This is a genomic window from Pantoea sp. X-Soil-TKNS-1279 (genome assembly GCF_059730565.1).
In genome coordinates this window covers 535,521-557,944 of record NZ_AP035948.1, presented here as the reverse complement: position 1 = coordinate 557,944, position 22,424 = coordinate 535,521, and the positions used below count along the sequence as shown (strand labels likewise).

Below are 22,424 nucleotides of genomic sequence, written 5' to 3'. Positions count from 1 at the left end.
TTCGCCCAGCAAGCCCACCCCCTCAGGTAGAGTTACCGGATCACAAAGGTTCCTGGGAAGAAAAACCTTTGCCGTAACGTGGGGTCGCAAGATTATAGAGAAGTCGACCACAAAGATCGAACCTTTTTACGCCCCACGTCAGGTTTTTTGCGTTGCATCAGGGTAAATGCGGCAGGCGCAGGTATTCTTCACTCTGCATCTCCTGCAAACGCGACAGGCAGCGTTGATATTCAAACTTCAAACGCGTGCCCTGATAAATCTCAAACAACGAGGTTTCAGCCGCCACCACCAGTTTCACATGACGTTCGTAGAACTCATCCACCAACGCGAGGAAGCGGCGTGCCTGGTCTTCCGTCTTGTAAATCATCACCGGCACATCATACAGCAAAACGCTGTGGAAGCGGCGCGACAGCTCAATATAGTCATGCTGGCTGCGTCCTTCGCCACAGAGCGTCAGGAAATCAATCGCCAGCACGCCATCCTGTACCCCCAGCGTCGGCATCTGACGATGGTTAATCTCCAGCACTGGCGCGTCACTGCGCGGTTTACCCGACAGGGCACGGAACATGCGCTCCATTTCCGCATGAGTCTCGTCGTTGAGCGGGAAGCTCCACAAATGCGCCGACGTCAGGGTACGCAGACGATAATCGATTCCCGCATCAACGTTCATCACGTCACAATGACGCTTAATTTGCTCAATCGCCGGCAGAAAGCGCGCACGTTGCAAACCGTTGCGGTAGAGATCATCGGGTGGGATGTTCGAGGTAGCGACCAGCGCAATACCCCGTTCAAACAGCGCTTCCATCAAGGTGCCGAGCAGCATGGCGTCGGTGATATCGGAAACAAAGAATTCGTCAAAGCACAGAATGTCGGTTTCAGCCTTGAAGCGATCGGCAACAATCAACAGCGGGTCACTGTGCCCCTGCAATTGCGTCAATTCTTCATGGACACGCAGCATGAAACGGTGAAAGTGCAGGCGTAATTTGCGATCGCCAGGAATAGACTGAAAAAACAGGTCCATCACCCAGGTTTTGCCGCGCCCTACCCCGCCCCACATATACAGGCCGCGCACCGGCGCTTCTTTACTACTTTTTTCTTTATTCATCAGCTTAGAAAGACGACCAAACAAGCCTTTACTGGCTGGCGGCGTGGTTTGCTGGCGCGCGACCAATCCTTGCTGAATGGCATCTAAGCGGGTAATAGCTTCCCGTTGTACGTCATCCGGGCGAAATTCACCCTGTGACAGCGCTTGCTCATAGCGCGCAAGCGGAGATGAGGTTTGCATGGTTCTCTCAGAGTCCCTGAAAAAGTCCGATTCACAAGTCGGTTGTCGAAAATTAGGCCGCTCTACACTAAGCGATGCCGCTCCAGAGTTCCACTTCCAATCGATTAACGGGTATAGTGGCTGTTATTGAAGTTGAAGCAGAAGCAATGCCCTACGAAGCAACGGAAATTACACGGGAGTCATTATGACCTGGGAATACGGGCTGATTGGTTTAGTGATTGGCATTATTGTCGGCGCAGTCGCAATGCGTTTTGGCAACAAGAAACTGCGCGAACAGCGCACCATGCAGTACGAACTGGAAAAATCCAAAGCAGAGCTGGCGGATTATCGTGAAGAGCTGACCAACCATTTTGCACGCAGTGCAGAATTGCTGGATAACATGGCGCGTGATTACCGCCAGCTGTATCAGCATATGGCGAAAGGTTCTAACGACCTGTTGCCAAATCTGCCGGGCGAGAAAAACCCGTTTGCTTACCAGCTAACGGAAGCCGAAGCGGATAACGATCAGGCACCGGTGCAGATCCCGCGTGATTACTCCGAAGGCGCATCTGGCCTGTTACGTGGCGGCGATCGCGCACCGCGTAATTAATCTTTTGGGGCACAGCAACGCTGTGCCCTTTTTGTTTGTCGAACCCTTACCCCAAACAACTGTCACACTTTTTTAATCCCCTTTTCGCAGCGAGAGCGTTGTAGCAATGAAAAAACAAGCACGACTGTTAAGCGCATTAGCCTTGAGCATTGGGATGAGTCTGGCCGCCACCCCGGCTGCACTGGCGACTCTCCCGGCGCAAATCCAGGGACAGCCACTGCCGAGCCTGGCACCGATGCTGGAAAAAGTGTTGCCTGCCGTGGTCAGCGTCCACGTAGAGGGTACCGAAACCGCGGCTCAGGGTCAGGATTTACCTGAACCGCTGAAACGCTTCTTTGGCCAGATGCCGGGACAAAATCAACCACAGCCTTTTGAAGGCCTGGGTTCGGGTGTCATTATCGACGCCGCGAAAGGCTATATCCTGACCAATAACCATGTCGTCAACGGCGCAGACAAAATCAGCGTTCAACTGAGCGACGGCAGCGAATATGACGCCAAACTGATCGGCCATGACGAGCAGACGGATATTGCGTTGATTCAGGTACAGGGCGCGAAAAACCTGACGCAGGTAAAAATCGCCGATTCCGACACCCTGAAAGTCGGTGATTTCGCGGTCGCCATTGGTAACCCGTTTGGCCTTGGTCAAACCGCCACCTCGGGCATTATCTCAGCGTTGGGCCGTAGCGGCCTGAATCTGGAAGGGTTGGAAAACTTTATTCAGACCGATGCCGCGATTAACCGGGGCAACTCCGGTGGTGCGTTGGTTAACCTGAATGGCGAGCTGATTGGTATCAACACCGCGATTCTGGCCTCCAGTGGCGGCAATATCGGTATCGGCTTTGCCATTCCCAGCAATATGGCGATGAACCTGGCTCAGCAGCTGATTCAGTTTGGCGAAGTCAAACGTGGACAGTTGGGCATTAAAGGTACGGAAATGACCGCCGATATGGCGAAAGCCTTCAATGTCGATGCACAACGCGGCGCATTCGTTTCCGAAGTGCTGCCAAAGTCAGCGGCGGAGAAAGCCGGAATCAAGGCGGGTGATATTATCACCTCCGTGAACGACAAACCGATTACCAGCTTTGCCGAATTGCGGGTAAAAATCGGCACCACACCACCGGGTCAGCAAGTCAAACTGGGGCTGCTGCGTGACGGTAAGCCAATCAGCGTCAACGTCACGCTGGATCAGAGCGCGCAAACCACCGCCAGCGCTCAGCTACTCTCCCCGGCCCTCCAGGGTGCCACCCTCAGTGATGGCACCACCAAGACCGGTGATAAAGGCGTGAAAGTCGACACCATCGAAAAAGGCACACCAGCGGAACAGGTTGGTCTGCAAAAAGATGATGTGATCGTTGGCGTGAACCGTAACCGGGTGGAGAGCCTGGCAGAAATGCGCAAAGTGCTGGAGACAAAACCACCTGTGCTGGCGTTGAATGTAGTGCGCGGCGACGAAAGTATTTACCTGCTATTGCGATAATCATCTCAACAGACGGACAAGCAGGTGTTTGTCCGTCTTTCTCATGTTATTCTGCCCTGCGATCTTATCCGGCTTAAACTAACACCATGTTTCTTAAACTTTTGCGTTCTGTGGTGATGGGCCTGATCGTTGCGGGCATTTTGCTGGCAGCGATCCCTACACTCCGCATGGGCACCAGTGCCCTGATTGAACATGACAGCAGCAATGATGAAGCACCCTTCAGCTTTAACCAGGGTGTGCGTCGTGCTGTGCCTGCGGTGGTCAACGTCTATAACCGTAGCGCGCATGGCAACAACAATCGCGGTATCACCACGCTGGGTTCCGGCGTGATCATGAACGGAAAAGGCTACATTCTTACCAACAAACACGTCATCAATAACGCTGACCAGATTATCGTCGCGTTACAGGATGGCCGTTTCTTTGAAGCGACGCTGGTCGGTTCCGATGCCATGACCGACCTGGCAGTGCTGAAAATCAGTGCCACCAATCTGCCGGTGATCCCGATTAACGCTAAACGCGTGCCCCACATTGGCGACGTGGTTATGGCTATCGGCAACCCTTACAACCTCGGACAGACCGTGACGCAGGGCATCATTAGCGCCACCGGTCGCGTCGGCCTCAGTTCTTCCGGCCGTCAGAACTTCCTGCAAACCGATGCCTCGATCAACCAGGGCAACTCAGGTGGCGCACTGATCAACTCGCTGGGCGAACTGATGGGGATCAACACCCTGACGTTTGATAAAAGCAACGATGGCGAGACGCCGGAAGGGATTGGTTTTGCCATTCCGACGGCACTGGCGACTAAAATCATGGATAAACTGATTCGTGATGGCCGGGTGATCCGTGGATATATCGGCATTACCGGACGTGAACTGCCGCCGTTACATGGTCAGGGCAGCAGCCTGGATCGCGTGCAGGGCATTATTGTCAGCGAAGTGACGCCGGGTGGTCCTGCTGATCGGGCCGGGATTCAGGCTAACGATGTCCTGCTTAGCGTCAATGGTAAACCGGCGGTTTCCGCGCAGGAAACTATGGACCAGGTAGCGGAGATTCGCCCCGGATCCGTGATTGATGTGCAGGTGCTGCGCAACGAGCAGAAGATGAGTCTGCCGGTGACTATCGAGGAGTTCCCGCAAAGCGGTAATTGATGGTTGTAGCGGTGCGATTTATCGCGCGTTTATTTCGGCGTTGCGCACGACATTGCGCGATAAATCCCGCCGCTACGGATCGTCTATTAGCAGCGGTCGACCGGGAAAGCGATCACTTCGCTCAACGAGTTGGCTTTCAGCGCCAGCATAATCAAACGGTCCACGCCCAACGCCACGCCTGAACAGGCCGGCATCCCGTGCTTCAACGCATCCAGCAGGTTGGTATCGATCGGATGCTGTGGCAGTCCACGCGCCGCGCGACGGCGGTTATCCTGCTCAAAACGCTGACGTTGTTCACGGCTGTCGGTTAACTCACGGAAACCGTTCGCCAGCTCGATCCCTTTGTAATACACCTCAAAACGCTCCGCGACGCGGTGATCTTCGGTACTGATCTCTGCCAGTGCCGCCTGGCTGGCCGGGAAGTGATAAACGAAGGTTGGCTTATCGATGCCAATCTTAGGTTCAACACCCAGCATAAACAGCAGTTGCAACAAGGTGTCGCGATCGTCTTCTTCACGCGCCAGCTCGCCATCGCCCAGCTTCTCAGCCGCTTCGCGTAGTTGCGCTTTATCAGCAGATAACGGGTCCAGCTCCAGATGACGAATAAATGCCTGCTGGTACGAGAGGGACTCCGCGCTATCGCACTCCAGCACTTGTTGCAGCAGATCATCAACCTCATTCATCAGCCGGTACATATCGTAATGGGGACGATACCACTCCAGCATGGTGAATTCAGGGTTGTGATGACGTCCGGCTTCCTCATTGCGGAAGCTCCGGCCCAGCTGATAAATCGGACCACTGCCCGCAGCCAGCAGGCGTTTCATATGGTATTCCGGGCTGGTCATCAGCCAGAGATCGCGACCTTCGCTGGCACCTGGGCCAACAAAACGCGTCTGGAAAGGCACCAGATGGATGTCAGTGATGGTCGCCTGGCTCATCGCCGGGGTATCGACCTCCAGCACGCCGCGATCGGCAAAGAAACGTCTGATTTCCGCCATGATAGCGGCACGTTTCAACAAATTGGCAATGGGTGCGCTCGGCTGCCAGCTTGCCGTTTCGCTCATGTTGATGACTCCTTATACAGATAAGGGGTGGAAGTCTACCCGTATTGGCGATGACAGACAACGCCGCCACGCTTACACCCTCAATATCACCATAGGGTCAGGCGGTTTAACAGCAGCAACGACAGGAGGAGGGAATGTTTGGGATAAAGTCGGGATATAAGAAAAGCCGGTACGAAACACGTTCCGCACCGGTCATACATTACTGCGCGCTGCGTTGAATCGCCTTGCCACCTGCTTCTACATCTTCCCCTACACCACGGGTGGTGTTGCAGGCAGAAAGCAGAGAGGAAAGCACCAGTACGGAGAAAATCGCGACAATACTTTTCTTTAACATAACAATATCCTTTTTGGTTGCAGTAAAAGTACAGCTTTTAAAGCATAGTCCCTAAACGCAACGCTGCGGTGTCAGGCACAGAAAAAGGAGATGTGTAGGCGCTTACTTGGCCGCTCGTGAAATTGCGCCACCCAAATGGGAGACATCTTCGCCGAAGCCGTGGAAGGTGTTGCAGGCACTCAATGCCGAGGAGACCAGCAACGCAAAGGCGACGAATTTTGCCAGCTTTTTCATTATTCTGAACTCACTTAGAAAAAAGGCGCATCGAAGGATGCGCCTGATTTGACGATTATTTTACGCGAGAAACGTATTCGCCAGAGCGGGTATCCACTTTTACCACTTCGCCAATCTGCACGAACAACGGCACTTTAACTACGGCGCCAGTTGCCAGCGTAGCCGGCTTACCACCCGTACCTGCGGTATCACCCTTCAGGCCTGGATCGGTTTCGATAACTTCAGCTTCGATGAAGTTCGGCGGCTGAACAGCAATGGCTTTGTTGTTCCACAGGGTAACGATACAATCGGCGTTATCCTGCAACCACTTCTGCACGTCGTCCAGCACCTTAGCTTCAACCTGATACTGCTCGAAACTTTCCGGGTGCATGAAGTAGAAGAAGTCACCGTCGTTGTATGAGTATTGCAGGGTCATATCAACCACGTCTGCGCCTTCGGCAGAGTCAGTTGATTTGAAGGTTTTCTCAACGCGAGAACCGGTCAGCAGACGACGCATTTTTACGCGTGCAAACGCCTGGCCTTTACCCGGCTTAACGAATTCACTTGATTCGATGGCATACGGTTCGCCTTCGAACATGATTTTAAGACCGGAACGAAAATCGTTGCTAAGATAAGTCGCCATAAAGGCCCTCTGTAAATATTGAACTGGTAATAGCCAAAAAAATGGCACACATTGTAACCCTAAATCCCCCTTCCAGAGAAGATTGGTTGCAGCAACTTGCTGATGTTGTCACCGATCCCGCTGAATTACTGCAACTTTTAGCTCTCGAGCACCATGCCGAATTGGCTGAAGGCACTGAAGCAAGGCGACTTTTTGCCCTGCGCGTGCCGCGAGCGTTCATTCAGCGCATGAAAATCGGCGATGCGCAGGACCCGCTACTGTTGCAAGTGTTAACCAGCCGTCAGGAATTCAATGATGCGCCCGGTTACAGCACCGACCCGCTGGATGAACAAAGCAGCGTGGTGCCGGGTTTACTGCATAAGTATAGAAACCGCGCGCTGTTGTTGGTAAAAGGCGGCTGTGCCGTCAATTGCCGCTACTGCTTCCGTCGCCACTTCCCTTATCAGGACAATCAGGGCAATAAGCGTAACTGGCAGGCCGCCATTGACTACATTGCCGATCACCCCGAACTGGACGAGATCATTTTCTCCGGTGGTGATCCGCTGATGGCGAAAGATCATGAGCTGGCATGGTTGATTGCAGCGCTGGAGAGAATCCCGCATCTGAAACGTCTACGCATTCACAGTCGTCTGCCAGTGGTGATTCCGGCCCGCATCACCGAGGGATTGTGCCAGCTACTGGCGAATACCCGTTTGCAGGTGCTGCTGGTGAGCCATATCAACCATGCGCAGGAGATCGATGAGGAATTGCGCTACGGTATGCAAATGCTGAAGCGAGCGGGTGTCACGCTGCTGAACCAGAGCGTGCTGCTGCGCGGCGTTAACGATAATGCGGAACAGCTGGCCGATCTCAGCAATGCGCTCTTTGATGCTGGCATTCTGCCTTATTACCTGCACGTACTGGATAAGGTGCAAGGCGCAGCGCACTTCTTTGTCCCGGACGATGAAGCGCGTGCGCTGGTGCGCGAATTGCTGACGATGGTGTCGGGATATATGGTGCCGAAGCTGGCACGAGAAATCGGCGGAGAACCGAGTAAAACACCACTCGATTTGCAGTTACGACAGGAATAGCAAATAACCAACCGTAGCGGCGCGATTTATCACACAATCTCGTGCGCTTTGCCGGAAAAAACCTGCGCGATAAATCGCGCCGCTACGGGATACTATGCCATTACGGGCACTTGTAAACCTGGCCGGTCATTTTGCTGTCGAGCGGGGCAAACGCAGACAGCAGGTTCTGCGTCGGGCTGGTCGCGCCATAAATGGTGTTGCCGCCCATTTCTGCCGCACGGTTGCGCAGATCGTTGGCCGCGCCGCGCAGTGAACTACCTTCACCACCGGAACCACTCAACCAGTTACTCTGTGAACCGGTGACATTTCCCAGAAGCTGACATTCGCTGCCCGGTTGCTGATCGACGAAAGTTACGCGCTCGCCGCCAGCACTCAGTTGATTTGAGCTGCTGCAACCCGCCAGCAGCAAGCTACCGACTGCCAGTCCGAGCAAGAGGTTAATCCGCATTGTATTCCCCATTTATTATCATCAGTGTCGGGCGGCAGCGTAGCAGAAAAGCGCATATTTTTTCTGAACATTCATTGCCCTAACCCGCGAAGCCGAAGTATTGCGCCCTTACTTATACCCTTTCGCCAGCAAAAGAAAAACCCCTGACCGTTGCCGATCAGGGGTTCTCAGATGACTTAAGCAGTCAACGGCGATTACATCATGCCGCCCATACCGCCCATGCCACCCATGCCGCCAGCGCCAGCACCTAAGTCAGGTGCATCGCCTTTCGGCAGGTCAGTGACCATACATTCGGTGGTGATCATCAGGCCAGCCACAGAAGCCGCGTACTGCAGAGCAGAACGGGTTACTTTGGTCGGATCCAGGATACCGAAGTCGATCATGTTGCCGTACTCTTCAGTCTGCGCGTTGTAACCGTAGTTACCGTCGCCCGCTTTCACGTTGTTGGCAACCACAGACGGTTCTTCACCGGCGTTAGATACGATCTGACGCAGCGGTGCTTCCATTGCGCGCAGCGCAACTTTGATACCGACGTTCTGATCTTCGTTCTGGCCTTTCAGCTCAGTCAGTTTCGCAGCAACGCGCACCAGCGCCACGCCACCACCAGCAACCACGCCTTCTTCTACCGCAGCACGGGTTGCGTGCAGGGCATCTTCAACGCGGGCTTTCTTCTCTTTCATTTCAACTTCAGTTGCTGCGCCAACTTTCAGTACGGCCACGCCGCCTGCCAGTTTCGCTACGCGCTCCTGCAGTTTTTCTTTGTCGTAGTCAGAGGTCGCTTCTTCGATCTGCTGACGAATCTGGGTCACGCGACCAGAAATAGCACCTTCGTCGCCCACACCGTCGATGATGGTGGTGGTGTCTTTGTTGATTACGACGCGTTTTGCCTGGCCCAGGTCTTCCAGAGCTGCTTTTTCCAGCTCCATACCGATCTCTTCAGAGATAACGGTACCGCCAGTCAGGATAGCGATATCCTGAAGCATCGCTTTACGACGGTCGCCGAAGCCCGGTGCTTTAACCGCAGCCACTTTCACGATACCGCGCATGGTGTTAACCACCAGCGTCGCCAGCGCTTCGCCTTCCACGTCTTCTGCGATGATCAGCAGCGGTTTGCCAGCTTTAGCAACGGCTTCCAGCACCGGCAGCATTTCGCGGATGTTAGAGATTTTCTTGTCAGCCAGCAGGATGAACGGGCTTTCCAGCTCAACAGCACCGGTTTCCGGCTTGTTGATGAAGTACGGAGAGAGGTAACCGCGGTCAAACTGCATACCTTCAACTACGTCCAGCTCGTCTTGCAGACCGGTACCTTCTTCAACGGTGATAACGCCTTCTTTACCCACTTTTTCCATCGCCTGAGCGATCAGGGTACCGACGCTTTCATCGGAGTTGGCAGAAATGGTACCAACCTGAGCAATAGCTTTAGAGTCAGAGCACGGAACTGACAGCGCTTTCAGCTGTTCAACAGCGGCGACAACGGCTTTGTCGATACCGCGCTTCAGGTCCATCGGGTTCATGCCAGCCGCAACAGCTTTCAGACCTTCGTTAACGATAGCCTGTGCCAGTACGGTTGCGGTGGTGGTGCCGTCGCCTGCTGCGTCGTTCGCTTTAGAGGCCACTTCTTTCACCATCTGCGCGCCCATGTTTTCGAACTTGTCTTCCAGCTCGATTTCACGCGCTACAGAAACACCATCTTTAGTGATGGTCGGTGCACCAAAAGATTTATCCAGAACCACGTTACGGCCTTTCGGGCCCAGGGTAACTTTTACTGCATCTGCCAGTACGTTCACGCCACGCAACATTTTTACGCGTGCGTCATTACCGAATTTTACGTCTTTAGCTGCCATTTCAAATATCCCTTAAATTCGTTTCGTTCAGTGAATTACGCGTAAAAATTACGCTTCGACAATCGCCAGAATGTCGTTTTCAGAGATGATCAGAACTTCTTCGTTGTCGATCTTCTCAGTTTTTGCGCCGTAACCTTCGTTGAAAATCACCACGTCGCCCACTTTAACGTCCAGTGGCAGGATGTTGCCGTTTTCCAGGATACGGCCTTTACCTACTGCAACCACTTCGCCGCGAGTAGATTTGCCTGCCGCAGAACCGGTCAGAACGATGCCGCCAGCTGATTTTGCTTCAACTTCTTTACGCTTGACGATCACGCGATCATGTAACGGACGAATTGACATGTGATAGCTCTCCTTTAGAAAGTCCAATCATTCAGTTTTAGGGGTTGAACGCCGGGCTTCATGGCTTCCGGCCTCGTGGAGGAAGAGATTAGGGCTAATAAGAAGGCTTTCAAGGGGGAAAACAGAAAAAATTTTCGTTTTTGTAACAGACGACGAAAAACCCAGCAAAAAGGCGGCTCACGCCGCCTTGAGAAAATCACTGGTCTTTGTCGTGACCGATACGATCGTTATTTTTGCGCTCGTATTCGCCATCAACGGTAAAGCCACTGTCCGGTCCTGCTCCCGGCCCACGCCAGACGCGCAGATGCGGCATCAGCTTCAGCGTCAGGTGCTTTTGCACCGGTGGCAGCAGCAACAACAGTCCGAGAAAATCGGTAAAAAAGCCGGGAAGCAGCAGCAAAAAACCGGAGATGATCAGCGAAACGCTTTTGATCATCTCTGCCGCCGGGCTTTCATTACGCGCCATTTTCTCCTGCATCAGCATGAAGTTTCTTACGCCCTGATTTTTCACCAGCGAGACACCAATACATGAGGTGAAAATCACCAGCAGCATGGTGAGCAGAACGCCCAGCACATGCGCGACCTTGATGAAAAGCGTGATTTCAATCCAGGCCAGAACAAAAAAAATCACAAACGGTAACCAGCGCACCGATATCTCCTGTGAGTTGTGGCTGCCTCGCTTCAGGCCAGACAGCAGAATGGGATGGTCAAAGGGACCGTAATGAAAGAGATGGTCATTCCGGGGAGTGATTTCAACCGATCCTGCCAAATTTTTCCGGCTGACTTAAAATTGTGAGAAACATCACATATCGTTATTAGCGTAGCGCCAGCAAAAGCCCGTAAAGTGATCTGTGCACAGGCTTTTCTGTAATGACAGAATATGATCGTGCTCGCCAGACCGAAGATGGATAAAATGTCGGCGCTGGTATTCCACGACAATATAATTGCATCACCTGCATGTGTCTCGCCGTCCTCCTCTGATCGCCTCAGAGTGCGTCCGGCAGCCACTCAGCAGCCATAATAAGAAGGTAATCATGGCGAACAACATTCGTATCGAAGAAGACCTGTTAGGCATGCGTGAAGTTCCGGCCGACGCCTACTATGGTGTTCACACTCTGCGTGCGATTGAGAACTTCTATATTAGTAATAGCAAAATCAGCGACATACCTGAATTCGTTCGCGGTATGGTGATGGTGAAGAAAGCAGCCGCCCTGGCAAACAAAGAGCTGCAAACAATTCCCCGCAATATTGCTAACACCATTATTCAGGCCTGTGATGAGGTACTGAACAACGGTAAGTGCATGGATCAATTCCCGGTTGACGTCTATCAGGGCGGCGCGGGTACCTCGGTCAACATGAACACCAACGAAGTGCTGGCTAACATCGGTCTGGAGCTGATGGGTCACCACAAAGGTGAATATCAATACCTCAATCCGAACGACCATGTGAACAAGTGTCAGTCCACCAATGACGCTTATCCCACCGGCTTCCGTATCGCCGTTTATACCTCGATTCTCAAACTGATCGACGCCATCAACCAACTGGGTGAAGGCTTCCAGCGCAAAGCGGTGGAATTCGAGAACATCCTGAAGATGGGCCGCACCCAGTTGCAGGATGCGGTACCAATGACACTTGGTCAGGAATTCCACGCCTTCAACGTATTGTTGAACGAGGAGACGCGTAGCATTCTGCGCACCGCAGAACTGCTGCTGGAAGTGAACCTCGGTGCGACCGCGATTGGTACGCGTCTCAACACGCCGGACGGCTACCAACATCTGGCGGTACAACGTCTGGCTGAAGTCAGCAACCTGCCGGTGGTCCCGGCGGAAGACCTGATTGAAGCCACTTCCGACTGCGGTGCCTACGTGATGGTGCATTCATCGCTGAAACGCCTGGCGGTGAAACTGTCGAAAATCTGTAACGACCTGCGCCTGCTCTCCTCAGGTCCACGCGCAGGTCTGAACGAAATCAACCTGCCGGAATTGCAGGCAGGTTCTTCCATCATGCCCGCCAAAGTTAACCCGGTGGTGCCGGAAGTGGTGAACCAGGTGTGCTTCAAGGTCATCGGCAACGACACTACGGTGACGATGGCCGCCGAAGCCGGGCAGTTGCAGCTCAACGTGATGGAGCCGGTAATCGGCCAGGCGCTGTTTGAATCCATCAGCATCCTGACTAACGCCTGCTACAACCTGCTGGAGAAATGCGTCAACGGCATCACCGCCAACAAAGCGGTGTGTGAAGCCTACGTGTTCAACTCGATCGGTATCGTCACCTATCTCAACCCGTACATTGGTCACCACAACGGTGACATCGTCGGTAAGATTTGTGCCGAAACCGGCAAGAGCGTACGTGAAGTGGTGTTGGAGCGTGGCCTGCTGACCGAAGCCGAGCTGGACGACATCTTCTCCATTCAGAACCTGATGTTCCCGGCCTACAAAGCCAAACGCTACACCGACGAAAACGAACAATAACCCGTTCTGGATCACGTTGTCGCAAGCACGCCCGTATAGAATGCGGGCGTGTTTTTTTTTGGCGACTACAACTAAGGAATGTCGCGTTTCAGGGAGTGAAAAGATGGTCGTGGTTGAATTAATGATCGTGTTGCTGGCGATCTGGTTGGGTGCCCGTCTGGGCGGCATCGGCATTGGTTTTGCCGGTGGGCTGGGTGTGCTGGTCCTGACGCTATTTTGCGGCATGAAACCCGGCGCGATTCCTTTTGATGTGATTGAAATCATCATGGCGGTGATCGCCGCCATTGCGGCCATGCAAGTGGCGGGCGGTATGGATTATCTCGTCAGTCTCGCTGAACGCCTGCTGCGCCGCCATCCACGTTACGTCACCTTCCTCGCCCCTCTGGTCACTTATGTAATGACATTGCTGGCCGGTACTGGCCATACCGCTTTTTCCACTCTGCCGGTGATCGCCGAAGTCGCCAAAGAACAAGGTGTGCGGCCTTCACGCCCGCTCTCCATCGCCGTCGTGGCGTCGCAAATTGCCATCACCGCCTCACCGATCTCCGCTGCGGTGGTGTTTTTCGCCTCGCTGCTGGAACCACGCGGAGTCAGTTATCTGGCCCTGCTCGGCGTAGCGCTGCCCTCAACCATGCTGGCGATCTTCTGTGCCGCCATCGTCACCAATTTCCTCGGTAAGGAATTGAAAGACGACGACGTTTATCAGGCCCGGTTGGCAAAGGGTGAAGTGACGTTACGTGGCGCCCAGGTGTTTAATCTCAAGCCGGGAGCCAAACGCTCGGTGGCGCTGTTCCTGGTGGGTATTGCGGCGGTGGTGCTGTATGCCACCGCGATCAGCGATAGCGTGGGTTTGATAGCCAACCCGGTACTGCCGCGCAACGAGGCAATCGTGGTGTTTATGCTCACCATCGCGACGCTTATCTGCCTGACCTGCAAAATCGATACCGGTGAAATTCTCAGCGCCAGTACCTTCAAGTCGGGCATGAGCGCCTGTATCTGCGTCATGGGTGTGGCCTGGCTGGGAGATACCTTTGTTAAAGCGCACCTCGACACGATCCAGACGCTGGCCGGGGATATGCTGCAAAGCTACCCGTGGTTGCTGGCGCTGGTGCTGTTCTTTGCTGCCACCCTGCTCTATTCACAAGCCGCGACCACCAAAGCGCTAATGCCCGCGGCGCTGTTGCTGGGCGTATCACCCCATGCGGCAATTGCCTCATTCGCTGCGGTTTCCGCCCTGTTTGTACTGCCTACCTATCCGACGTTGTTGGCGGCGGTAGAGATGGACGACACTGGCTCAACACGCATCGGTAAGTATGTGTTTAATCATTCTTTTATTGTACCCGGCGTGCTGGCGATTGTGCTGTCGGTGCTGTTTGGTTTCCTGCTGGGTGGCCTGATCCTGTAGCCTGGTTACATCCTGTAAACCCTGCGTTTATCTGGTCGTGTTATCATCACCCCTTTCGTCAGCGGAGCCTTCTGATGCACACCCATTCAGCAGTTATTGTGTTGTGCACTGCCCCGGACCAGACTTGTGCCAGGCAACTGGCCGCCAGTGCGCTGGCCGCGAAACTGGCCGCCTGCGTTACGCTACTGCCCGGTGCCACATCGTTTTATGTCTGGGAAGGAAAACTGGAGCAGTCCAGTGAAGTCCAGATGTTACTGAAAAGCGATACACAACATCAGCAGGCGCTAATGGATCTGCTTAAAGCGGCGCATCCTTATGATGTGCCGGAACTACTGGCGTTGCCGGTACAACATGGAGACAGTGAATACTTGTCATGGCTGCACGCATCTCTCGCCTGATCGGCCTCTGCCTGGCGCTGTTTATCAGCCTGTCGGCTCAGGCATCAATCTTTTCGCCCAATAACAACAGCCGCTTCGTACCGGTTGACCAGGCTTTCGGCTTCGATTTTAGCCAGCAAGGCAATCAATTAACGTTGAGCTGGAAAGTGAAATCCGGCTATTACCTTTATCGCCAGAAAATCCAGGTTATGCCGCAAAAAGCGCAAATAGCGCCGCTGACATTGCCGCCAGGACAAGCGCACGAGGATGAGTTCTACGGTAAAAGTGAAATCTATCCGCAGGATTTACAACTGCCGGTCATCATCCATCAGGCCGATCAAGGGGCCACTCTGACGGTAACCTATCAGGGCTGTGCCGCCGCGGGCTTTTGTTATCCACCCGAAACCCGCTCCGTCCCACTTAACGCCGTCGCCGCTAATAACGCCACGCCCGCGGTAAGCGCTCAACCGGACAACCGTAGCACCCCGCTGCCGTTCTCGCCGTTGTGGGCGTTGCTGATTGGCATTGGTGTTGCCTTTACCCCCTGTGTACTGCCGATGTATCCGCTGATCTCCAGCATTATCCTTGGCGGCCCGCGACGCTTTTCCCTCGGTCGTCTGTTCGCGCTGGCGATGGTCTACGTACAGGGTATGGCGCTGACCTACACCTTGCTTGGCGTGGTGGTTGCGGCTGCGGGGTTACGCTTTCAGGCGGCGTTACAGCATCCCTATGTATTGATTGGCCTCTCGGTGCTGTTCATCGCTCTGGCGCTGTCGATGTTTGGCCTGTTCACCCTGCAACTGCCCGCCAGTCTGCAAACACGTCTGACGCTGTGGAGTAACCGCCATCAGGGAGGATCGTTGCCTGGCGTATTTGCGATGGGTGCGCTGGCGGGTTTGATCTGTTCCCCCTGCACCACCGCGCCGCTCAGCGCGATCCTGTTGTATATCGCCCAGAGCGGCAATCTGCTGGCCGGTGCGGGTACCCTGTGGCTGTACGCTTTTGGTATGGGGTTGCCACTGATTGCCGTGACGCTGTTCGGCAACAAGCTGCTGCCGAAAAGCGGCCCGTGGATGCATAGCGTCAAAGAAGGTTTTGGTTTTGTGATCCTCGCACTGCCGGTTTTCCTGTTGGAACGCGTAATAGGCGATCTTTGGGGCATGCGCCTGTGGAGCCTGCTCGGCGTGGCATTCTTTGCCTGGGCGTTTCGCCTTAGCCTGGGGCTACAGGGCAAAGGACGTGTGGTACAGGTGGTGATGTTGGTGGCTGCGGTGGTGGTGGCGCGTCCATTGCAGGACTGGGCGTTTGGTGTCGATAACCCGGAGCAAACCGTCGCCCATCTGCCCTTCCAACCCATTGCCAGCAGCCAGCAGCTCGATACGGCGCTGCAACAGGCACAGGGGCGCATGACTATGGTCGACCTGTACGCCGACTGGTGCGTCGCCTGCAAAGAGTTTGAGAAGTACACCTTCAGCGACGCACAGGTGCGCAGCGCCCTGAGCCAGGTGCAGCTGTTGCAGGCGAACGTCACCGCCAACAACGCTCAGGATAACGCCCTGTTGCAGCATTTACAGGTACTGGGCCTGCCAACCATTCTGTTCTTCGACGCGCAAGGTAAAGAGATTCCTGACTCGCGCGTGACCGGTTTCCTTAACGCCGACGAATTCCGCGCGCATTTGCACAATCTGCCGCGTTAAACGACACTGGAGCAAGACACACCCCGTCCGATTGCCGGACGGGCCGCATACCAGAGGAGAGTCACTTGCAACGTGAACAGATACTCGAGCATGCGTTGAATGTGCTTGAACAACGCGGCCTCGCCGCCACCACGTCCCTGCAACAACTGGCCGGAGACAGCGAACTGGCACCCCAACAGCTGGAACGCTTCTGGCCGGACCGCGATGCCCTGCTGTATGACGCCCTGCGCTATCACGGTCAGCAGATTGATAGCTGGCGACGCCAGATTCAACTCAACGAACGTCTGAGCGGCGCAGAGAAGCTGCTGGCGCGCTATGAGGTACTGGCGGAACATGTCAGCAAAGGTCGCTTCCCCGGTTGCCTGTTTATCGCCGCCTGTAGCTTCTATCCGCAGCCGGATCAACCCGTCCATCAACTGGCAGAACAGCAAAAACGCGCCTCCTGGCAATTTACCCACGATATTCTGGTTAATCTTGAGCTGGATAACCCGACAATGGTGGCAGATCAGATGGAATTGATTCTGGAGGGTTGCCTGAGCAAGCTGCTGGTGAAGCGCAACGTGCAGGATGTTGCGATGGCGCGCCGTCTGGCCGAAGATGTGCTTAGCATCGCGCTGTGCCGTAAAAATGGAGCGCTCGCGTAGCCATTTTGGCGGTTCTGCATGAAAAGCAGGCAATCAATCACGTTTCCTGCGGTTTTTTCGCGAAAGCCGTTGACGACCGTGAGCCATTAGGGTTTAATGCGCCCCGTTGCCCGAATAGCTCAGTCGGTAGAGCAGGGGATTGAAAATCCCCGTGTCCCTGGTTCGATTCCGGGTTCGGGCACCAAAATTCAGAGAACCCAGCCAATGGCTGGGTTTTTGCTTTTTGGCTTCCGGTCGTTTTTACATTAACTAACGCTTTGTAAATGAAATGCCCTTCCTTTCAGTACCCATATTCTGAAAATTTCTATAGCATTATTATCGCTTCCGTAATATTCATGACTCAACATCTCGCTGGGAATAATCCCAATATCCGCGCATTGAAATAACTACGGAGTCACCCATTTTCTGGTAATCTGGTATTTCACATCAGGAAAATTATACGGTTCGGAAAAGTATCAAAGTTCACCTGCTGATCGCTTTTCTACAGAAACCGCCTGAGAGAAATATTATTCTACCTTTCAGCCACCTTTATAGATTTTGATAATTTTACAGGGGACAAATATGGACAAAATGACAAATTCCAAAACCCGTCGCAAACACATCCGCTTCTCTCATACGCTGCTCGACCAGATTGAAGAAAGCATGAACAGTGAAAACAGCCAGAACTTCTCGGCCTGGGTCGTGGATGCCTGTCGTCTTAAGGTGCGGGAGATTCAAAAGAATTTTAAAAGATAAAATTATTATTTAAATATCTCGGGTATTTCACCCACCATGCAACTGACAAAAGAAACAATAAGACATAACGTATTGGCGAGAGATAAAAGAACTTTTCTGCGATATTCGCATCAATAAAAAAGGTCTGTTATGGAAAATAACTTTCTCATAACAGACCTTCTATTTTATTAACTTTCCAGTACCAGCCGACTGTCTGCCAGAATTAATGGCTGAATTTGGTGTGTCACCAATAACGTCGTTTTTCCTTTCACCAATTCTTTTAGCGCATTCAGCACCATGTCGGTATTGGTGGCATCTAATCCTTCTGTCGGTTCATCTAATAAGATGACGGGAGCATGCGACAGAAAGGCTCTGGCGATGGCGATCCTGCGTGCCTGACCACCGGAAAGCCGGGTACCGAGTTCCCCGACCAACGTATCCAACCCCGCAGGAAAAGCACGGACTTCCTCTGCCAGTGACGCCTGAGTGAGAGCCTGCCATAAGGCTGCATCATCCGCATCAGGGGATACCAGCCGCAGGTTGTCCCGGATGGAGGCATTAAACAGATACGTTTTTTGTCCAACCACCGAGATAATCTGTCGCAGTACCTCATCCGATAAGCTTTTTACCGCATGACCACCAATCAACACCTCGCCTTTTTCACAATCCCAAAAACCCTGTATCAGGTTAAGAATCGTAGTTTTACCTGCCCCACTGGGCCCCAGCAACGCCAGGCACTGACCTTGCGCAACCCGAAAGCTGAGTGAGTCCAGCACAACGGGTTGTTCTGGTGCATAACGCATGGTGACCGCGGAAAAGGTCAGGTCGAAGGTTGCAGGCATTTCACTGCGCGTGGGCAAGACCACGGCCGGGGTAAGTTCCGCCATAGAAAAAATCCGCCGCGCCGCTTCGCGAGTGACGCCCAGCGCGGCAAATGCCGTGGGCAATGCCGCCACCGCTTCGGTGCTGGCAAGTACCGCAAATAACAACATGACGATGTCATTGCCGGCGATACCGCCGGCATGTCCCGCACCGACCAGCAGGATAAAGGCACAAAACATACCCAACTGGCCTGCCAGGGCCGACAATGCGCTACCTGACGCCCCGGTCCACGCCTGCTGACGCTGCGCGGCAATCAACTTTTGTGAAAGCAGGGACAAATGTCCGGCCTGTCGGGCAACAGCCCCCGCCACTTGTAACTCGCCAAGGCCGCGAATCAGATCGGTCGACGCAGCCTGAATCGCCGCGCGTAATCCCGCGACCGCATGACCACTTGCCCGAGTGCGGGACGCTACCGCCAGCGGCACAATCACCCCCGCGAGCAACAACATCACGCCATCAATAACGGCGACACCCGGAGAGAACCAGAAAAGCACGCCCAGGATGGCGACCGATGAGATCAGCCCGGCAATCGCCGGAGCCAGAATTCTCAGGTAAAAATTGTCGAGGCTATCAATATCGGCTCTCAGACGCGCCAGCACATCACCGTCACGGAAACCCTGTAAACGGGCGGGAGCCAGCGGCTCAAGACGTTGATAAAACCAGACACGCAGCACTGACAGCAGCCGTAACGTTGCATCGTGCGTCACCAGGCGCTCAAGGTAGCGAGCAAAGGTACGCAACACCGCCAGGCCACGAATAGCGGCAGCCGGTGTGAAGAACTCCAGCGTCAGTGCCCCGACACCGGCCAGCGCCATCGACGCGATAAACCAACCCGACAGCGCCAGCAGCGTGACGTTAGACAGGATGACGACGACAGACAGACCGATACCGAGCGCCATCCGCCACCGCCAGGGGCGCGCCAGCCTTAAGAGATGACGTAAGTCGTTCATGCGGTTGCTCCTTTCTGAAGCCGTTCAAGCTCGGCAAACACACCGCCACTTTGCAGCAGATCCTGGGGCTTGCCTGACTCGATCACCCTGCCCTGTGCCAGCACCAAAACCTTGTCGGCCATCGCCGCCACGTCGGTATCGTGAGTAATCACTAACCGAGCTGAATCAGGCAGCGCCTCGGCCAACGCGCCCATCATCTGCCGCGCCGTGTGGCTATCCAGCGCCGCCGTCGGCTCATCAAGGATGAGCACCGGTGGTGCGGTCAGCACAGCTCGCGCCATCGCCACGCGCTGGATTTGACCACCAGAAAGGCCCTGGCCGCCATCGCCAACCTGGGTGGCGTAGCTGGTGGGTAATGCGTCGATAAAGGTCGCAGCCTGAGCCAGTCGCGCAGCGGCATACAGTTCATGGTTCCCGGCTTCGGGATGTGCGAGACAAATGTTATCGGCTATCGAACCGGCAAACAGCGTGGGCCGCTGTGGCAGCCAGCCGATTTGCTTTTGCCACGCGGGTAAATCCAATCCGGAGAGATCCTGTCCATCAATCAGAATCCGCCCGTTTGCCGGGGTAATAAAGCGCAACAGCAGCCTGGCAAGGGTGGTTTTGCCTGCACCACTCGAGCCAACAATAGCCAGCGTTTCACCCCGGCGCAGCGTAAAGGAGATGTCCTCAATGCCGCCGCCTTCCTGATGCTGATAACTCACCCCTTCAACACGAATCTCCTGCGGCGCACCAACCGGTGTCACCGTGTTGGGTGCCGTTGCAGGTGGCTCGGTATTCAGGATAGCTAACAGCCCTTCGGTCGCGCCCAGGGCATCCATACGGGCGTGATAATGTGCCCCCAGATCACGCAGAGGACGAAAGAACTCAGGGGCAAGCAGCAGCGCGAACAAACCTGGCAGGAAGGCCAGTTCACCGTAATACAGACGGAAGCCGACATAGACCGCCACCATCGCGGTACTGATGGTCGCGAAAAATTCCAGCACCAGCGAGGACAGAAACGCCACGCGCAGCACCTTCATCGTCGTCTGACGGTAGTTTTCGGAAATCACCGCAATGATCTGCGCCTGTCTGCGGGCCGCATTGGATTGGCGCAGGGTAGTCAGGCCAGAAATCACATCGAAGAAATGCGCACTCATCAGGCTGAGCTTATGCCACTGCCGGAGGTTCATTTTTTCGGCACCCTTGCCGACCAGGATCATAAATAACGGAACCAGGGGGGCCGTTATCAACATAATCAGCCCGGAAACCCAATCGGCGGGGAACAGCGCCACCAGGATCGCCAGAGGCACGATACCGATGATGATTTTTTGCGGAAGAAAGGCGGAGAAATAGGTTTCGATCGCTTCGACACCTTCACCCAGCGAACTGGCGATGCTGCCGGTGCGCTGTTGCTGGCTCCATGTTGGACCCAGTGCCGCGATACGTTCCAGTAACGTTCCCCGCAACGTCTGTCGAATGCGCGCGGCACTCTCGAAAGCGAAGCCCTGGCGCAGCATGTCCAGACCTGCACGCAGGATCATCACGACAGGCAATAGCCAAAGTTCGGGGAACAGTTCGGTCAATCCTTTGCCGCCGATGACAACCCGGTCGATCAACCATGCCAGCAGCCAGCACTGGACAATCATCATGATGGCATTCAGCGTTGCCATGGTGACGGACAGGGAGAAAAGCGCGCCTGCCTGGCGACGCTGGCTGGAGAGCCAACGTTCCGCCAGGCGAGCGGCTGCGCCACTAAGGGGAGGACGAGCCGACATGATGCGTTTAGTGTCCGTAACCAACCAGTTTGGAGATGCGTCCCCGGAAGACCCAAATCTGGTACCAGTTATACATAATCATGACTGGTACAAACCCACCCATTGTCAGGGTGAAGGTGATCAGGGAAACCTGCGGGCTGGCACCAGCCCAAATGGTCCAGGTATTCGGTACGATCCACGGGAACATGGTAATCAACATACCAAAGCCCAGAATCAGCGCCGCACCGTTGAACCACATAATCGCCGCAAAATCTTTGTCTTTCAGGGTGTCACGACGCACCTGCTCAATGCAGAACAGCGCGATAAGACCAAACAGGCCCCAAATCCAGAAGTGCGGGCCAAACCACTTCGCACGCGCCCAGTCAAAAATCGCCGCGCTCCACACCCAGGTGATCACTACCGCAGCAATCGCTAACCAGAAAATAGTCGCAGTCCAGCGGGCAGCATCCTGACGGATAGGCTCTGACTTTTCAAAACGTGCACGCACAAACAGCACACCGGAGAAGGTCATGGCAACGCAGGAGGAAATGCCGGTCCAGATGGAGAAAGGCGAAATAAAGTTAAACGCCCCGCCCGCATAATGCGGCACGCCCTGCGCCGGGGTATCCAGCGCAAATCCCTGCAATACGGCACCGACACACATGCCGCCAAAGAAGGTCACGGTCAGACTGGCGACACCAAACACCCCGTCTGAGAAGCGCTGCCAGAACGGCGACGCCAGGTGACGGAACTCCAGCGCCACAGCACGGGACATAATGCCCCATAACACCAGCGCCATCGGCACCATCAGGTAGCTAAAAGCCGAACCGTAAACGAACGGGAAAGTACCAAACATGATCCCCCCGGCCACAATCAGCCAGGTTTCGTTGGCATCCCAGGTGCCGGCCATCGCCGCCATAATTGCGCCGCGTTCGTCATGATCTCTTACGAAGAGCGAGAAAATCCCCGCCCCAAGGTCTGCGCCATCCAGCGCAATGTATAACAACACGCTGACGCCAAAAGCCAGCCACCAGGCAATCGTCAGAAATTGCTGGGTATGAGTAAGCATATCCATGGGTTTCTTCTCCGCG

The 22,424-nt window shown here is 54.5% G+C and carries 22 protein-coding genes and 1 tRNA gene; 11 read left to right on the top strand and 12 right to left on the bottom strand.

The window, feature by feature from the left end; genetic code table 11:
* Positions 1-157 precede the first annotated feature (157 nt).
* The gene (gene zapE / locus AC6I8N_RS02490; protein WP_021184230.1) at positions 158-1,285 is read right to left on the bottom strand and encodes a cell division protein ZapE; all 1,128 of its coding nucleotides are present in this window, start codon (positions 1,283-1,285) and stop codon (positions 158-160) included.
* A gap of 184 nt (positions 1,286-1,469) precedes the next feature.
* On the opposite strand from zapE, the gene zapG reads away from it, so the two are divergent.
* The 3 genes from zapG (at position 1,470) to degS (ending at position 4,499) form a co-directional block, all read left to right on the top strand.
* Positions 1,470-1,874, top strand: coding sequence for a Z-ring associated protein ZapG (zapG, locus tag AC6I8N_RS02485; RefSeq protein WP_021184229.1), 405 nt, complete (start codon positions 1,470-1,472; stop codon positions 1,872-1,874).
* A gap of 106 nt (positions 1,875-1,980) precedes the next feature.
* Positions 1,981-3,351, top strand: coding sequence for a serine endoprotease DegQ (degQ, locus tag AC6I8N_RS02480; protein WP_036626367.1), 1,371 nt, complete (start codon positions 1,981-1,983; stop codon positions 3,349-3,351).
* An 86-nt stretch (positions 3,352-3,437) separates the two neighbouring features.
* Entirely contained in the window at positions 3,438-4,499 is a 1,062-nt protein-coding gene (gene degS / locus AC6I8N_RS02475; RefSeq protein WP_021184227.1) for an outer membrane-stress sensor serine endopeptidase DegS, read from the top strand.
* Positions 4,500-4,585: 86 nt separating this feature from the next.
* Here degS and epmA read toward each other — a convergent pair whose 3' ends face one another.
* The 4 genes from epmA to efp all read right to left on the bottom strand — a co-directional run bounded on the left by epmA (position 4,586) and on the right by efp (position 6,753).
* Positions 4,586-5,563: an elongation factor P--(R)-beta-lysine ligase gene (gene epmA, locus AC6I8N_RS02470; RefSeq protein WP_497829970.1), complete on the bottom strand. Its 978-nt coding sequence runs from the start codon at positions 5,561-5,563 to the stop codon at positions 4,586-4,588.
* Positions 5,564-5,762: 199 nt separating this feature from the next.
* Positions 5,763-5,897 carry an entericidin A/B family lipoprotein gene (locus tag AC6I8N_RS02465; RefSeq protein ID WP_208724684.1) on the bottom strand — a complete coding sequence of 45 codons (135 nt, stop codon included), beginning with the start codon at positions 5,895-5,897 and terminating at the stop codon, positions 5,763-5,765.
* A gap of 102 nt (positions 5,898-5,999) precedes the next feature.
* The gene (locus tag AC6I8N_RS02460; protein ID WP_013507637.1) at positions 6,000-6,131 is read right to left on the bottom strand and encodes an entericidin A/B family lipoprotein; all 132 of its coding nucleotides are present in this window, start codon (positions 6,129-6,131) and stop codon (positions 6,000-6,002) included.
* A gap of 55 nt (positions 6,132-6,186) precedes the next feature.
* Entirely contained in the window at positions 6,187-6,753 is a 567-nt protein-coding gene (efp, locus tag AC6I8N_RS02455) for an elongation factor P (RefSeq protein ID WP_021184224.1), read from the bottom strand.
* A gap of 41 nt (positions 6,754-6,794) precedes the next feature.
* Here efp and epmB point away from each other — a divergent pair, with 41 nt between their 5' ends.
* The gene (gene epmB / locus AC6I8N_RS02450) at positions 6,795-7,823 is read left to right on the top strand and encodes an EF-P beta-lysylation protein EpmB (protein WP_021184223.1); all 1,029 of its coding nucleotides are present in this window, start codon (positions 6,795-6,797) and stop codon (positions 7,821-7,823) included.
* A 100-nt stretch (positions 7,824-7,923) separates the two neighbouring features.
* On the opposite strand, the gene AC6I8N_RS02445 is transcribed toward epmB, so the two are convergent.
* From AC6I8N_RS02445 to AC6I8N_RS02430, 4 genes are all read right to left on the bottom strand, one after another.
* Positions 7,924-8,271, bottom strand: coding sequence for a DUF4156 domain-containing protein (locus AC6I8N_RS02445; protein WP_021184222.1), 348 nt, complete (start codon positions 8,269-8,271; stop codon positions 7,924-7,926).
* 194 nt (positions 8,272-8,465) lie between these two features.
* Positions 8,466-10,115 (bottom strand): chaperonin GroEL, encoded by a 1,650-nt coding sequence (groL, locus tag AC6I8N_RS02440; protein ID WP_021184221.1) that lies wholly within the window; start codon positions 10,113-10,115, stop codon positions 8,466-8,468.
* Positions 10,116-10,163: 48 nt separating this feature from the next.
* The gene (locus AC6I8N_RS02435) at positions 10,164-10,457 is read right to left on the bottom strand and encodes a co-chaperone GroES (RefSeq protein ID WP_021184220.1); all 294 of its coding nucleotides are present in this window, start codon (positions 10,455-10,457) and stop codon (positions 10,164-10,166) included.
* A gap of 196 nt (positions 10,458-10,653) precedes the next feature.
* Positions 10,654-11,106 carry an FxsA family protein gene (locus AC6I8N_RS02430; RefSeq protein ID WP_021184219.1) on the bottom strand — a complete coding sequence of 151 codons (453 nt, stop codon included), beginning with the start codon at positions 11,104-11,106 and terminating at the stop codon, positions 10,654-10,656.
* Positions 11,107-11,491: 385 nt separating this feature from the next.
* Here AC6I8N_RS02430 and aspA point away from each other — a divergent pair, with 385 nt between their 5' ends.
* From aspA to AC6I8N_RS02395, 7 genes are all read left to right on the top strand, one after another.
* A complete protein-coding gene (aspA, locus tag AC6I8N_RS02425; protein ID WP_021184217.1) occupies positions 11,492-12,928 on the top strand; it encodes an aspartate ammonia-lyase in 1,437 nt (478 codons plus the stop codon).
* 103 nt (positions 12,929-13,031) lie between these two features.
* On the top strand, positions 13,032-14,333 hold the full coding sequence (locus AC6I8N_RS02420) for an anaerobic C4-dicarboxylate transporter (protein WP_208724683.1): 1,302 nt from the start codon (positions 13,032-13,034) through the stop codon (positions 14,331-14,333).
* A 74-nt stretch (positions 14,334-14,407) separates the two neighbouring features.
* Entirely contained in the window at positions 14,408-14,731 is a 324-nt protein-coding gene (cutA, locus tag AC6I8N_RS02415; protein WP_497829969.1) for a divalent cation tolerance protein CutA, read from the top strand.
* Complete coding sequence (locus AC6I8N_RS02410; RefSeq protein WP_497829968.1) at positions 14,707-16,407, top strand: protein-disulfide reductase DsbD; 1,701 nt, start codon at positions 14,707-14,709, stop codon at positions 16,405-16,407. The genes cutA and AC6I8N_RS02410 overlap by 25 nt, the downstream gene beginning before the upstream one ends.
* Before the next feature lie 65 nt (positions 16,408-16,472).
* Positions 16,473-17,051 (top strand): division control transcriptional repressor DicD, encoded by a 579-nt coding sequence (gene dicD, locus AC6I8N_RS02405; RefSeq protein ID WP_021184213.1) that lies wholly within the window; start codon positions 16,473-16,475, stop codon positions 17,049-17,051.
* A 108-nt stretch (positions 17,052-17,159) separates the two neighbouring features.
* Positions 17,160-17,235 (top strand) — tRNA-Phe (locus tag AC6I8N_RS02400).
* Positions 17,236-17,612: 377 nt separating this feature from the next.
* Positions 17,613-17,786, top strand: coding sequence for a YlcI/YnfO family protein (locus AC6I8N_RS02395; RefSeq protein ID WP_021184212.1), 174 nt, complete (start codon positions 17,613-17,615; stop codon positions 17,784-17,786).
* A gap of 167 nt (positions 17,787-17,953) precedes the next feature.
* On the opposite strand, the gene cydC is transcribed toward AC6I8N_RS02395, so the two are convergent.
* Genes cydC through AC6I8N_RS02380 form a run of 3 tightly spaced genes read right to left on the bottom strand, consistent with a single transcriptional unit; the run spans position 17,954 to position 22,408 of the window.
* Positions 17,954-19,597, bottom strand: coding sequence for a thiol reductant ABC exporter subunit CydC (gene cydC / locus AC6I8N_RS02390; RefSeq protein WP_497829967.1), 1,644 nt, complete (start codon positions 19,595-19,597; stop codon positions 17,954-17,956).
* Positions 19,594-21,354, bottom strand: a complete 1,761-nt coding sequence (cydD, locus tag AC6I8N_RS02385; RefSeq protein ID WP_497829966.1) for a thiol reductant ABC exporter subunit CydD — start codon at positions 21,352-21,354, stop codon at positions 19,594-19,596. The genes cydC and cydD overlap by 4 nt, the downstream gene beginning before the upstream one ends.
* 7 nt (positions 21,355-21,361) lie before the next feature.
* A complete protein-coding gene (locus AC6I8N_RS02380) occupies positions 21,362-22,408 on the bottom strand; it encodes a cytochrome d ubiquinol oxidase subunit II (RefSeq protein ID WP_021184209.1) in 1,047 nt (348 codons plus the stop codon).
* Between the last annotated feature and the right edge of the window lie 16 nt (positions 22,409-22,424).